The 13821-nt window shown below is 60.4% G+C and carries 10 protein-coding genes; 9 read left to right on the top strand and 1 reads right to left on the bottom strand.

Translation table 11 applies throughout. The features are described 5' to 3' along the window. Nucleotides 1-251 precede the first annotated feature (251 nt). From CXQ93_RS11465 to uvrC, 7 genes are all read left to right on the top strand, one after another. Nucleotides 252-2072, top strand: coding sequence for an ABC transporter ATP-binding protein (locus CXQ93_RS11465; RefSeq protein ID WP_181036133.1), 1821 nt, complete (start codon nt 252-254; stop codon nt 2070-2072). Continuing rightward, complete coding sequence (locus tag CXQ93_RS11460) at nt 2069-4006, top strand: ABC transporter ATP-binding protein (RefSeq protein WP_104110544.1); 1938 nt, start codon at nt 2069-2071, stop codon at nt 4004-4006. The genes CXQ93_RS11465 and CXQ93_RS11460 overlap by 4 nt, the downstream gene beginning before the upstream one ends. Next, nucleotides 4003-4392, top strand: a complete 390-nt coding sequence (locus CXQ93_RS11455; RefSeq protein ID WP_258068900.1) for a GntR family transcriptional regulator — start codon at nt 4003-4005, stop codon at nt 4390-4392. The genes CXQ93_RS11460 and CXQ93_RS11455 overlap by 4 nt, the downstream gene beginning before the upstream one ends. Nucleotides 4393-4527: 135 nt before the next feature. Further along, nucleotides 4528-7407 carry an excinuclease ABC subunit UvrA gene (gene uvrA / locus CXQ93_RS11450; RefSeq protein ID WP_256939394.1) on the top strand — a complete coding sequence of 960 codons (2880 nt, stop codon included), beginning with the start codon at nt 4528-4530 and terminating at the stop codon, nt 7405-7407. A 217-nt stretch (nt 7408-7624) separates the two neighbouring features. After that, on the top strand, nt 7625-8416 hold the full coding sequence (locus CXQ93_RS11445; protein ID WP_258068890.1) for an HAD hydrolase-like protein: 792 nt from the start codon (nt 7625-7627) through the stop codon (nt 8414-8416). Continuing rightward, nucleotides 8403-9071 (top strand): 1-acyl-sn-glycerol-3-phosphate acyltransferase, encoded by a 669-nt coding sequence (locus CXQ93_RS11440; RefSeq protein ID WP_104110543.1) that lies wholly within the window; start codon nt 8403-8405, stop codon nt 9069-9071. Before CXQ93_RS11445 ends, CXQ93_RS11440 begins: the two co-directional genes overlap by 14 nt. A 235-nt stretch (nt 9072-9306) precedes the next feature. After that, a complete protein-coding gene (gene uvrC / locus CXQ93_RS11435) occupies nt 9307-11370 on the top strand; it encodes an excinuclease ABC subunit UvrC (protein ID WP_104110542.1) in 2064 nt (687 codons plus the stop codon). Nucleotides 11371-11516: 146 nt separating this feature from the next. On the opposite strand, the gene CXQ93_RS11430 is transcribed toward uvrC, so the two are convergent. After that, nucleotides 11517-11819, bottom strand: a complete 303-nt coding sequence (locus CXQ93_RS11430) for a helix-turn-helix domain-containing protein (RefSeq protein ID WP_104110541.1) — start codon at nt 11817-11819, stop codon at nt 11517-11519. Between the two features lie 66 nt (nt 11820-11885). Between CXQ93_RS11430 and map the strand changes: the two genes are divergently transcribed. Next, complete coding sequence (gene map, locus CXQ93_RS11425) at nt 11886-12650, top strand: type I methionyl aminopeptidase (protein WP_104110540.1); 765 nt, start codon at nt 11886-11888, stop codon at nt 12648-12650. A 245-nt stretch (nt 12651-12895) separates the two neighbouring features. Continuing rightward, nucleotides 12896-13819, top strand: a complete 924-nt coding sequence (rapZ, locus tag CXQ93_RS11420; protein WP_104110539.1) for an RNase adapter RapZ — start codon at nt 12896-12898, stop codon at nt 13817-13819. Nucleotides 13820-13821: the final 2 nt, after the last annotated feature.

The raw sequence follows: 13821 nt of genomic DNA, 5'->3' as shown, positions 1-13821 counted from the left end.
TGAAGCCCGAATTCGGCTCGTAGCGTACGTTATGTGGACACTCGAGGTGGTTGCGCGGCCAAATTGCCGGTTCCGGGGCTTAGAACCGGCCAATTCACGTGAGCGCCCGTGTCCCCGACCGCGAGCGCGTCCCCCAGGCCGCGACAGGCCACGGCAAACTCACAGGCACCAGATAACTGACATTTTCATGCCGCGAGGAGTAGCTTGATAGCTGGACTTAGAACATGCTCGTGATGCCACCAGGAGGATAGGTGCTGTTTCAACTGATCGCCCGTAATCTGGCGCCGCATAAGGTGTCATTGATTGCGATTGTGCTGCTGCAACTCCTCTCTACCCTCGCCACCTTGTACCTGCCCACGCTCAACGCAGACATCATTGACGATGGCGTGGTCAAGGGGCAGATCGACGTCATCATGAATCTGGGCCTGTGGATGCTGGTGATCACGGCCGGCCAGGTGGTCTGCGCAGTCGCCGCCACGTATCTGAGTGCCCGCTTGGCCATGGGTGTGGGACGGGCGATTCGCCGTGACTTGTTCAACAAAGTGGAGACGTTTTCCTCTCAAGAAGTGGGCATCATTGGCGCGCCGTCGTTGATCACCCGCACCACTAACGACGTCCAGCAGGTTCAAATGCTGACACTGATGTCTTTCACCATGATGGTCATGGCGCCCATCATGTGTATTGGTGGGATCGTACTGGCCATGGCCCAGGATGTACCGCTCTCAGGGTTGTTGCTGGTCATTTTGCCCGTGCTGATCATTGTCATCGGCCTGATTGTGCGCGTCTTGGTCCCCACGTTCCGCAAAGTCCAGCACCAACTCGATGACATCAACGGTGTCCTACGTGAACAAATTACCGGCATCAGCGTCATCCGTGCCTTCGGTCGCCGCGACTACGAGGCCGATCGCTTCGCCACCGCCAACGGCGCCCTCACCTCCTCCCAGTTACGGGCAGGCCGGCTCATGTCGCTCATGTTCCCCACCATCTTCTTCGTGGTCAATGTGACTAGCGTGGGTGTGTTGTGGTTTGGCGGGCAGCGCATTGACGCCGGCGACATGCAGATCGGCGCCCTCACCGCATTCCTGAGCTACATCATGCAAATCCTGATGTCAGTCATGATGGCCATGTTCATGTTCATGATGATCCCGCGCGCGGCCGTCAGCGCCGAACGCATCATGGAGGTCTTGAACACTGAAGCCAGCGTGGTGGATGGCCCTAACGCCGTAGACGTGACTCGGCTCGATGGCCGCCTCAGCGTCACAAACGCCACCTTCACCTACCCTGGCGCGCAGGCACCCGTCCTCTCCGGAGTCAGCTTCACGGCATCTCCGGGAAGCACGACGGCGATCATTGGCTCCACCGGTAGTGGTAAGTCCACGCTGGTGAACCTCATACCAAGGCTCCTGGACGCCACCGAGGGTGGCATCGAGTTGGGTGGGCACAACATCAAGGACGTCACGCTGAGCGCACTGCGTGGCTCTATTGGGCTGGTACCGCAAAAGGCTTACTTGTTCACGGGTACGGTGGCGAGCAACGTTCGCATGGGGAACCCAGAGGCTACGGACGATCAGCTCTGGCAGGCGCTGGAGACGGCGCAGGCCGCGGACTTTGTCCGGGATATGCCTGAAGGCTTGGATGCCCCTATAGAGCAGGGAGGTTCCAATGTCTCCGGTGGACAGCGCCAACGGCTGTGTATTGCCCGCGCCATTGCGGCCGCACCGTCCGTGTACCTTTTTGATGACAGCTTCTCCGCCCTGGACTACGCCACTGACGCGAAGCTGCGGGCGGCGCTGAAACCGGTAACCCGAGAAGCGGCAGTCCTGGTGGTGGCACAACGGGTCGCCACCATCAAGGATGCAGACAACATTCTGGTTCTGGATGAGGGGCTCCTAGTAGGTCAAGGAAGCCATGAGCAGTTATTGCTGAGCTGCCCCACGTACCAAGAGATCGTCAACTCCCAGTTAGGAGCTGACGAGGATTCCGGTTCCCCGATGTTGGAGCCTGATCAGGCAGACGCCGATAGGGCAATCTCGGGTAAAGCAGACTTTGGCAGTAAAGGGGGTCACTCATGAGTATGATGCGCGGAGGCCGCGGTGGTGGCCCACCACAAAAGGCCATAGCTTTTGGCCCGAGCCTGAAACGAATCCTGGGGCTCATGGCCCCGGACAAGCTACGCATCACCCTGGTGGTGATCATGGCAGCAATCTCTGTCGGGCTGTCAGTGGTTGCCCCGAAGATCCTCGGTAACGCCACCGACATCATCTTTGACGGAGTGGTGGGCAAGATGCTCGGCCAGTTCCCCGCTGGCACCACCAAGGACCAGGCCGTGGCCGAGTTGCACGCTAGGGGACAAGGGCAACTGGCGGATATGCTCAACGCCATGAACGTGGTGCCGGGCCAAGGCATGGACCTGGCCGCCCTCGGTCAGGTCCTTATGATTGTCCTGAGCCTGTATGTAGCGGCCTTCTTCTTCAACTGGGGTCAAGGGTTTGTCACCACGGGTATTGTCCAGCGAGCCATGTACAGGCTGCGTCGCGACATCGAGGCGAAGCTGGACCGCCTGCCGATGTCACACTTCCAACAGGAATCTCGCGGTGATGTCCTCTCACGTGTCACCAACGACATCGACAACTTCTCACAAACCCTGAACCAGACACTGACGCAGATCCTCATCGCCGTCCTGACGGTATGCGGCGTCCTAGGCATGATGTTCTCCATCTCGCCCCTCCTGGCTGGCATCTCTCTCGTAACGGTGCCCATCATCGCCATCATCACCATCATGATCGCAAAGCGCTCGCAGGTGCAGTTCGCGGCTCAATGGAAGAGCACCGGTGAGCTCAACGGTCATGTGGAGGAAATGTTCACGGGCCACGAGATCGTCAAGGCCTTCGGGCAGCAAAAGCAGGCCATTGAGAAATTCCGGGTCTCCAACGATTCCTTGTACGAATCCAGTGCCAAGGCCCAGTTCATCTCAGGCATCATCATGCCCAGCACCAACTTCATCTCCAACCTCAACTACGTGGTGGTGGCAGTTCTCGGCGGGATCCAGGTCGCCCAAGGTGTTCTCACCATTGGTAGCGTTCAGGCGTTCATCCAGTACTCGCGCCAATTCAGCCAGCCCATGGCTCAAATCGCTAGCATGATCAACTTGCTCCAATCTGGTGTTGCCTCGGCCGAGCGCGTGTTTGACCTGATCGATGCCACGGAACAGACACCTGATCACGTCCCGGCCGCGACGCTTGCCAAACCCGAGGGTCGCGTGGTGTTTGATCACGTCAGCTTTGGCTACACGCCGGGGGATCCGCTCATCAAGGACCTCTCCCTCGTGGCCGAGCCGGGGCAGACCGTGGCCATTGTGGGGCCAACAGGTGCTGGTAAAACCACCTTGGTGAACCTGCTCATGCGCTTCTACGAGATTGATTCTGGCACCATTACGGTGGACGGCGTCAACACGGCCCACCTCAGCCGAGATGACCTGCGCAGCCAGTTCGGCATGGTCCTTCAGGACGCGTGGCTCTTTGGTGGCACCATCAGGGAGAACCTGGCGTACGGCAAACTGGGCGCCACAGAGGAAGAAATTGTGGAAGCGGCCGTGGCAACCCACGTGGACCACTTTGTGCGTTCCCTTCCTGATGGTTATGACACGGTCCTGGCGGACGACGGCGGCGGGCTGAGTCAGGGACAGCGTCAGCTCATGACGATTGCTAGGGCCTGGATCGCCAAGCCGGGCATTCTGATCCTGGATGAGGCCACCAGCAGCGTCGATACCCGCACCGAAGTCATGATCCGCCAGGCCATGAACAGGCTACGCGCCAATCGGACCAGCTTTGTTATTGCTCACAGACTCTCCACTATTCGCGATGCCGACCTCATACTGGTGATGGAGAGTGGTCGCATTATTGAGCAGGGCAGCCATGACGTGCTGCTCGCTCACAGGGGTTTCTATTACGATCTGTATATGAGCCAATTTGGCGATCCAATGGTGGAAGAGGTGAGCCGGGCATGAACTCCATGGATGTATTGATGCGCAGGTGGCGATTGGACTTGGAATCGACGGTGCCACCGTTTGAACAGGTCAGGCTGCGGATTCTGGATCTAGCCTCTTCAGGTGAGCTGGCGGTGGGCACCAAACTGCCCTCAGTGCGTGCGCTGGCCGGAGATCTAGGGGTCGCGGCCAACACTGTTGCCCGGGCTTACCGGGAATTGGAGCAGGCAGGCATTGTGATCACAGCGGGGCGCAGCGGCACGGCCATTGCCTCCGGCGGTGACAAGATTGCCGCCCAAGTGGCCGACGCCGCGGACTCTTATGCCGCCGTCGTGCGTGATTTGGGGATGCCACGGGCTCAGGCTCTGCGCATTGTCTCTGCCGCTCTGGAACGCAACAACGCTTAGTTTCAGAGCCGTGGAAGCCGGTTGAGAAACCGGCATTCGAACGAACATTCGATTATACTGATCTAGGAACACACCATGTGGCGGACGTTCGCCATGTGCAGCGGCTCAGCCGTGGACTGCTACGCGAAGGAAATAATGGCCCAGTCAGCAACACCCGTGAATGCCGCCCGCCCGGATTTGTCCCGCCTGATTGTCAAGGGTGCCCGGGAGAATAATCTGCGCAACGTGGACCTTGACCTGCCCCGCGACTCCATGATCGTCTTCACAGGGTTGTCCGGCTCAGGCAAGTCCTCTCTCGCCTTCGACACCATCTTTGCCGAGGGTCAGCGCCGCTATGTGGAGTCCCTCTCCGCTTATGCGCGGCAGTTCCTGGGCCAGGTGGACAAGCCGGATGTTGACTTCATTGAAGGTCTGTCCCCGGCGGTGTCCATCGATCAAAAGTCGACGTCGAAGAACCCGCGTTCCACGGTGGGCACCATCACCGAGATTTACGATTACATGCGCCTGCTCTGGGCCCGTGTCGGTACCCCGCACTGCCCTGTTTGTGGTGAGCCCATCGCCAAGCAGACGCCGCAGCAGATTGTGGATCAGCTGCTGGAAATGCCCGAAGGCACCCGCTTCCAGATACTGGCCCCCGTGGTGCGTGACCGCAAGGGTGAGTTCGTTGAGCTGTTCAAGGAACTCACAGCCAAGGGTTACTCGCGTGCCAAGGTAGATGGTGAGCAAGTTCAGCTCAGCGATCCGCCCAAGCTGAAGAAGACGTTCAAGCACACCATCGAGGTAGTGGTTGACCGTTTGGTGGTCAAGGATGGCATTCAACAGCGCCTCACCGACTCCGTAGAAACCGCTCTGGGCCTGGCCGATGGCCGTGTTTTGGCTGAACTCGTGGACCTTGAAGCTGGCGACGACGGACGGATCCGCTCCTTCTCGGAGAACCTGGCCTGCCCCAACGAGCACCCGCTCGCTATTGATGAGATTGAGCCACGCTCCTTCTCATTCAACAACCCCTTCGGGGCCTGCAGCGCCTGTAGCGGTATTGGTACCAAACTGGAAGTGGATGAAGAACTGGTAGTTCCCAATCCGTTCCTATCCTTGCGCGAAGGCGCCATTGCTCCTTGGTCCTTGGGAACAGCCACCACCGAGTACTGGAACAGGCTCCTTGAGGGTCTGGCCACGGAGTTGGACTTCAAGATGGAGACCCCGTGGAACAAGCTGGACACCGATTCCCGGACCGCCATCCTGTACGGCAAGGACCACAAGGTAGTGGTGCAGTACAAGAACCGATTTGGCCGCGAACGCAAATACAGCACCGGCTTTGAAGGTGCCATCCAGTACATTCACCGCAAGCACGGCGAGACGGAATCCGATTCCGCCCGTGACCGCTACGAAGAGTACATGCGCCAGATTCCTTGCCCCGCCTGTGGCGGTGCGCGCCTAAATCCGGCATCACTCTCGGTGCTGATCAACGACAAGAACATTGCCGAGGTCTGCGCCCTGTCCATGCGCGACTGCTTTGACTTCCTCTCCAACCTGGTGTTGACGGGTCGCGAAGCACAGATTGCCAGCCAGGTACTGAAGGAAATCCAGGCCCGCCTGAAGTTCCTGCTTGATGTTGGCTTGGAATACCTGAACCTGGAACGCGCCTCGGCCACGCTCTCCGGCGGTGAAGCCCAGCGCATCCGCCTGGCCACCCAGATCGGTTCCGGTTTGGTGGGTGTGCTGTACGTGCTCGATGAACCTTCCATTGGCCTGCACCAGCGCGATAACCGCCGCCTCATTGGCACCCTGACTCGCCTGCGGGACCTGGGTAACACGCTCATTGTCGTGGAGCATGACGAGGACACCATCAAGGAAGCCGACTGGATCGTTGACATTGGCCCCGGCGCCGGTGAACACGGCGGCGAAGTGGTGCATTCCGGTTCCTTGCCGGATCTGTTGGCCAACACCCGGTCCCTGACTGGCGACTACCTGTCCGGTCGCAAGTCCATCGCGCTGCCCGCCAAGCGCCGCAAGTATGACAAAGCACGGGAACTCGCCGTGATTGGTGCACGTGAAAACAACCTGCTCAACATTGACGTGAAGTTCCCCTTGGGCGTCCTGACGGCTGTTACCGGTGTCAGTGGTTCCGGCAAGTCAACGCTCGTCAACGAGATCCTCTACAAGGTGCTGGCCAACAAGCTCAACGGCGCCAAGCAGGTTGCAGGGCGACACCTGCGCATCGACGGTCTGGAACACCTGGACAAGGTGGTGCACGTTGACCAGAGCCCCATTGGTCGCACCCCACGCTCCAACCCAGCCACGTACACAGGCGTTTTTGACAACATTCGCAAGCTCTTCGCCGAGACCAACGAATCCAAGATGCGCGGCTACCAGCCGGGACGCTTCTCCTTCAACGTCAAGGGCGGACGCTGCGAAGCCTGCACCGGTGACGGCACGCTGAAGATCGAAATGAACTTCCTGCCGGACGTCTACGTGCCCTGCGAGGTCTGCCACGGTGCCCGCTACAACCGCGAAACCCTCGAGGTGCACTACAAGGGCAAGTCCATTGCCGACGTCCTGAACATGCCAATCGAAGAAGGCGCCGATTTCTTCGCCGCCTTCACCCCCATTGCCCGGCACCTGCGCACGCTGGTCGACGTCGGACTTGGCTACGTTCGCCTGGGGCAAGCCTCCACCACGCTCTCCGGCGGCGAGGCGCAGCGCGTCAAGCTGGCTGCAGAATTACAGAAGCGCTCTAACGGCCGCAGCATCTACGTACTGGACGAACCCACCACGGGCCTGCATTTCGAAGACATTCGCAAGCTGTTGCTGGTCCTGCAGGGGCTCGTTGACAAGGGCAACACCGTCATTGTCATCGAGCACAACCTCGATGTCATCAAGAGCGCTGACTGGATCGTGGATCTGGGACCCGACGGCGGTACCGGCGGTGGCCGCGTGGTCGCTACCGGCACCCCGGAAAAGCTCGCCAAGAACAAGGAGAGCCACACAGCCACGTTCCTGCGCGAGGTTCTCTAGGCCCCACGCCCTCCCAATGAATGGCTCGCAAGCGAGCCTTTCATTGGGTCCCTCGGGAGCGTATGGCCACCCACGGCCTCCCAATCAGTGGCTCGTGGGCGAGCCGCTCACTGGGGCCCTCGGGCACGTGGGCAAACGCTGTGCCTTTTCAGGCCATGTATGCCACTTACTGCATGGATGGGCACGGTGGTGGCCCGGTCGTGAGAAACTGGTGGACGTGAGTACAGTGATTCCTGCCATGACTGCGGGCAAAAAACGTGACAACCTGCCTTGGGTGGTTCTTTTCGACCTTGACGGGACGCTCGTTGACCCGGCCGGCGGCATCACCGGCGGTGTGGCATACGCACTTCGTTCCATGGGCCTGCCTGTGCCGGAGACCAAGGTGCTCAATATGATGATCGGCCCCAAGTTGGCCGACGCACTGGTCAACATCGCTGGAGTCCCCGAGGCTCAGGTCGATGGCGTCATCGCCGCCTACCGAAGCTGGTACACAGACCATGGCATGGCCATGTCGCAGGTTTACCCGGGCGTCCGTGAACTGCTGACGCAGTTGAAGGACAGCGGCGTTTACCTCGCCGTTGCCACGCAAAAGCCGGAGCCGCTAGCCAAAAAGCTGCTGGCGCACCACGACATTGATACCTTGTTCCACACCATTCGCGGTTCTCACGCCGATGAAACACTGAAGCCCGGCGATCCGCAGTACCGCCCGGGCAAGACTGAGATTGTTGCTGCCGCACTGGCCGACACCTCCGCTATGGCCGCACTCGTTGCCACACCCGGCACGGAGCTCACCGCCGTCATGGTGGGGGACCGGCACCAGGATGTGAAGGGGGCCCAGAACAACGGACTTGCGTGCATCGGGGTTGCCTGGGGATTCGCCGAAGAGGGTGAGTTGACGGCGGCAGGAGCTGCCGCCGTCGTCCAGTCAACACAAGAGTTGGCTACGGAGTTGGCTAGAACTGGAACACGCACAGTTGTAGCAGGGGAGGCCCGCCATGGCGCTGTATGACGCAACACGGCTGCTGACGCGCGGCACCATTGCGACGCTCTGCCGGCCTACCGTGGAGGGTCTGGAGAACGTGCCCACCGACGGGCCGTTCATTGTGGCGCCCAATCACCTCTCCTTCTTCGATTCGGTGATTGTTCAGGCGCTCACGCCGCGGCCCGTGTCCTTCTTTGCAAAGGCCGAATATTTCACGGGGAAGGGTGTTAAGGGCAAGCTCATGAAGTCCTTCTTCGAGTCCGTGAATTCCATTCCCGTGGAACGTGGCGAACAAGCGGCTAGTGTGCAGGCGCTCAAGACACTGCTGGATATTCTGGGTCGGAATGAAGGCGTGGGAATCTACCCCGAAGGCACCCGCTCCCGTGACGGCATTTTGTACCGTGGCCGCACCGGCGTGGGGTGGCTAGCGCTGACCACCGGCGCGCCCGTGGTGCCCGTGGGGATCATTGGCACCGAAAAGCTGCAGCCCGCCGGGAGTAAAGGTTTCCGACCTGCCCGGTTCACGCTGCGCTTTGGCAAGCCGTTGTACTTCGATAAGACCGGGCCAGACCATTCGCTGCCGGCTCGTCGGCTGGTCACTGACACCATTATGGACGCGATAGCCGAGCTCACCGGTCAGGAACGAAGCACCAAATACAACCAGAGCCCCACCGTCGAATAGTCCCCACTTGCCGGCCCAAAAAATCGCTGGCGCGATTTTCTGGGAACCTGGCAAGTGTGGGCCCATCCATCGCCCCGAACCTCGTTCCTCGGTTCGGGTCCCTCGGCGGTGTGGGCCCACCCACCGCTCGCAACGTCGGTTCGGGTCCCTCGGCGGCGTGGGCCCACCCTCCGCTCCCGAGCCTCGTGCCTCGCGGCGGGCCGTAGGGTGCGCGCGCCCAGACTAGGATGGACGTGTGGCAAATCCAGTTGACTACCGGCCCAAGCCGGGCGAAATTCCTACAGATCCGGGCGTGTACCGGTTCCGCGACGAGCATGGGCGCATCATTTATGTGGGTAAGGCTAAGAATCTCCGCTCACGCCTGAATTCCTACTTCGCCAATCCGGCCACACTGCTGCCCAAAACCCACGCCATGGTCCACCATGCCGCTAGCGTGCAGTGGACCATCGTGGGCAGTGAACTCGAAGCCCTGCAGCTGGAATACACGTGGATTAAGGAATTTACGCCACGCTACAACTTGGCGTTCCGGGACGATAAAACGTACCCGTATTTGGCTGTCTCCATGAGTGAGAAGTTTCCGCGGGTACAGGTCATGCGCGGTGAGCGGCGCAAGGGCACCCGCTATTTTGGGCCGTACACCGCCGGGGCTATTCGCGAAACCATGGACACGCTGCTTCGCGTGTTCCCCGTGCGCAGTTGCAGCGTGGGTGTACTGCGCCGTGCTGAACGCAGTGGGCGCCCCTGCCTCCTCGGCTACATCGACAAGTGTGCCGCCCCGTGTGTGGGCCGCATCAGCGTTGAAGACCACCAGGCCCTCGCACAGGATTTCTGCGACTTCATGGGTGGGGAGGCCAAGCGCTTTATCGGCACGCTGGAAAAGAAAATGGCCGCTGCCGTGGCTGAGCTCGATTACGAGCAGGCTGCCCGGCTGCGTGATGACATCATTGCCCTAAAAAAGGTCTTTGAGCGTAATGCAGTGGTGCTCACCGAAGACACCAACGCGGACATCTTCGCCGTCGAACAAGATGACCTCGAAGCTGCAGTGCAGGTCTTCTACGTCCGTGGCGGGCGCATCCGAGGACAGCGTGGCTGGATTGTGGAGAAGGTGGAAGACGCCACAGATGCCGAGCTCTGGGAACACCTCATGCAGCAGGTATACGGCAGTGAAGATTCCGAGCAGGACTCCATTCCGCGCAACATTCTGGTGCCTGAGCTGCCCAGTAACCATGAAGAACTATCAGTTTGGCTGGGCACGTTGCGCAAGGGGCCGGTCTCCATCAAGGTGCCGCAGCGCGGTGAAAAGGCCGCCCTGATGGACACTGTCCAGGCTAATGCGCGTCAGGCCATGATCTTGCACAAGTCACGCCGTGCGGGAGATCTGACCACCCGTTCGCTCGCCCTGCAGGAGCTGCAGGAAGCGTTGGAGCTTCCGATGCCGCTACTGCGCATCGAGTGCTACGACATCTCCCACGTCCAAGGCACCAATGTGGTGGCCTCCATGGTGGTGGTTGAAGACGGGCTGACCAAGAAGAGTGAGTACCGCAAATTTGCCATCACGGGCGATGCCGCGATCGATGACACCGCTTCCATGTATGACGTGATCACCCGCCGCTTCCGCAACTACCTGGCCGAGCAGGAACAGCGTGCCCAAAATGTTGGCATCAGCGGTGAGCTGCTGGCCCGACCCGCATTGCTCGGAACGCACGACGGCGGCACCTCCTCGGGTGTCCCCGCCGGTTTAAGTGGGGGACCGGACAGTGACGGCGTAAACGGTGATGGAGCCGAGACACCCAAGTCCAAGTTCGCCTACCCGCCTAACCTGGTCGTGGTGGACGGTGGCATCCCTCAGGTCAACGCTGCCTCGCGCGCACTGGCGGATCTGGGTATTACTGATGTGGCCGTCGTCGGACTGGCAAAACGGCTAGAAGAAGTCTGGATCCCGGACAGTGATTTCCCGGTGATCCTCCCACGTTCATCGGAAGGGCTGTACCTGCTGCAGCGTATTCGCGACGAGGCTCACCGCTTCGCCATCACGTTCCACCGGGCCAAGCGCGGTAAGGCCATGGTCGCTTCGGTATTGGATACGGTTCCGGGGATGGGTGCCGCCAAGCAGAAATCACTACTGGCGCATTTTGGTTCGCTGAAGAAGGTCCGGGCCGCCTCGCTGGAGGAGCTTGGGGAAGCCAAGGGCGTTGGCCCGGTCCTGGCCCAAGCTATCTACGACACCTTGAATACGCAGGAGCAAAACCAGCCGCAGGCACCAGCAGTCAATATGACCACGGGCGAAGTTCTGGACTAGGGCGCGGCTGGGGCGTTTTTCCTCCAGCCGCGCTCAGGAGTGGATCCGGGCGATAGTTTGCCAGCAGGCGATGGCCACGATGCCCCAAAGCGCTGTCATGATCGCCAGTGACGTTCCGAGTCTCATCGCTGATTCCTGCTGCAGTTTTAGGACGCTAAGCGCTCCGGCAGCCGGTCCGGCGCGGCCCGGTAAACAGGCGTTGCGGCTGGCTGGTTAATGGCGGACCAAACATCATCGAGCGAAAGTCCCAGTACGGCGGCAATTGCCGCAATGGTTGAGAAAGCGGGAGTGGCAACCCTGCCAGTTTCGATCTTCCGGAGCGTCTCGGGTGAGATGCCAGCGGCAACGGCCACATCAAACATCGAGCGATCCGTTCTGGCTCGGCGCAGCAGTGCCCCCAAGTTTTGCCCTCGTTCGATCTCGGCGGGAGTGAGCGGGAGTCTGACCATAAATCCAATGATAGTGCCGGTATAGTCTTACCGGTATTGTTATTGGATTACTGAGGAGATAAGCGCATGATTGAAATATTCGGCCCTGCTGACCTGCCGCGAGCAAAAGAGAGCGGAAAATTCATCGGCTCGGTCCTGAAGAGCTTGCAGGAACGCGCAATAGTAGGCACCAACCTTCTGGAAATTGATCAATGGGCAGCAGACATGATCGCTGACGCAGGTGCCAGTTCTTGCTACGTCGACTATGACCCGTCGTTTGGTGACGGCCCCTTTGGGCACTACATCTGCACCTCTGTCAACGATGCCGTGCTGCACGGAAAACCTCACGATTATGCCCTCAAAGACGGGGATCTGCTCACCCTTGACCTCGCAGCGATTCTCGGGGGAATCGCGGCAGATGCCGCCATCAGCTTCATTGTTGGCGCACCGTCCTCGCCGGCCGATTCGCTGATGATCGAGACTACTCAACGAGCCCTTGCAGCCGGGATCGCGGCAGCCAACCCTGGAGCGAGGATTGGTGATATCTCTCATGCCATTGGCTCCGTGCTCTCCGCTGGCGGCTACCCCATCAACACCGACTTCGGTGGCCATGGCATCGGCACAACCATGCATCAAGAACCGCACATCTCCAACGACGGCCAGCCCGGACGCGGCTACAAGCTCCGCCCTGGTTTACTGCTGGCCATCGAACCATGGGTCATGGCGGATACCGCTGAGCTGGTCACCGATGCAGATGGCTGGACGTTGCGCAGCGCAACAGGAGCCCGCGCCGCGCATAGCGAGCACACTATCGCCATCACCGACGACGGCCCAGTCATCCTCACGAACTGATATCACTCGCCCAGTACCGCTTCCTGGTCTCCCTAATTTCGCTTCGCAGCTCCCCAGCCGCTCCCACCGCTCGCAAGCTCGCGGCGGGGCCCTGCGGCTGTGGGCCCCTTAGGGTCCCTCGCCCAGTACCGCTTCCTGGTCTCCCTAATTTCGCTTCGCAGAAATTAGGGTCCCTCGCCCAGTACGCTTAGATCAGTAGCTGGTGCGTGCTGCTTGTGCACGCCAACAACCGACAGGGAAGAGCAATGACTCAACAGCAAGAACCCACTGCCGCCGTCGAAGGCGAGCTGACTCCGGTCAAGCCCGTCGAAGCGGAGCTTCTGGTGGTCACCGGCATGTCCGGAGCCGGTCGTAGCACCGCAGCCAACGCCTTGGAAGACCATGGCTGGTTCGTCATTGAAAACCTGCCTCCCCAGATGCTTGCCGCACTGGCCGAACTCGTGGCCCGCATGCCTGCCGCGCTTCCCAAACTGGCCGTGGTGGTTGACGTGCGCGGCAAGGCGCTCTTTGCCGACATTCGGGAGTCCTTGAACGCGCTCTCCGCGGCAGGTGTCTCCTACCGGGTGCTCTTCCTGGACGCCAGCGATGACACCCTGGTACGCCGCTTTGAGCAGGGCCGGCGCCCGCATCCGCTGCAGGGGGACGGCCGCATCACCGACGGTATTGCGGCCGAACGCCTCTTGCTGGCCGAGATGAAGGACCAGGCCGAGATGATTCTGGACACCTCAGTCATGAACGTGCACCAGCTGGGCACTGCCGTGACAGAGTTGTTCTCCGAATCAGGACCCGTGGTTTTGAGCTTGACCATCATGAGCTTCGGCTTCAAATACGGACTTCCCGTGGACGCCAACTATGTTGCCGATGTCCGTTTCATCCCCAACCCGCACTGGATCCCGCAGCTGCGCCCATTCACCGGCGAAGACGAGGTCGTGAGCAACTTTGTGCTCAACGACAATGGTGCCAACGATTTCGTGGACCGGTATGTGCACATGCTCGAGCCCGTTTTTGACGGTTACCGCCGCGAAAACAAGCACTACGCCACGATCGCCGTGGGGTGCACCGGCGGCAAGCACCGTTCGGTTGCCGTCGCGATCGAACTGGCCAAGCGCCTGAGCCAGCTGCCGCGCGTCACCACGAGCATCCGCCACCGTGATCTGGGCCGGGAGTAGCA

Origin of the sequence: Arthrobacter sp. N199823 (genome assembly GCF_002929705.1) — a bacterium.
Lineage (GTDB): Bacteria > Actinomycetota > Actinomycetes > Actinomycetales > Micrococcaceae > Specibacter.
This window is presented reverse-complemented; position numbering and strand designations above follow the sequence as displayed.

What these genes read in the sequence shown, in the direction of transcription:
- CXQ93_RS11455 (WP_258068900.1), top strand. Translation starts at nt 4,003, where the DNA reads ATGAACTCCATGGATGTATTGATGCGCAGGTGGCGATTGGACTTGGAA.
- map (WP_104110540.1), top strand. Translation starts at nt 11,886, where the DNA reads ATGATTGAAATATTCGGCCCTGCTGACCTGCCGCGAGCAAAAGAGAGC.
- CXQ93_RS11460 (WP_104110544.1), top strand. Translation starts at nt 2,069, where the DNA reads ATGAGTATGATGCGCGGAGGCCGCGGTGGTGGCCCACCACAAAAGGCC.
- rapZ (WP_104110539.1), top strand. Translation starts at nt 12,896, where the DNA reads ATGACTCAACAGCAAGAACCCACTGCCGCCGTCGAAGGCGAGCTGACT.
- CXQ93_RS11430 (WP_104110541.1), bottom strand. Translation starts at nt 11,819, where the DNA reads ATGGTCAGACTCCCGCTCACTCCCGCCGAGATCGAACGAGGGCAAAAC.
- uvrA (WP_256939394.1), top strand. Translation starts at nt 4,528, where the DNA reads ATGGCCCAGTCAGCAACACCCGTGAATGCCGCCCGCCCGGATTTGTCC.
- CXQ93_RS11440 (WP_104110543.1), top strand. Translation starts at nt 8,403, where the DNA reads ATGGCGCTGTATGACGCAACACGGCTGCTGACGCGCGGCACCATTGCG.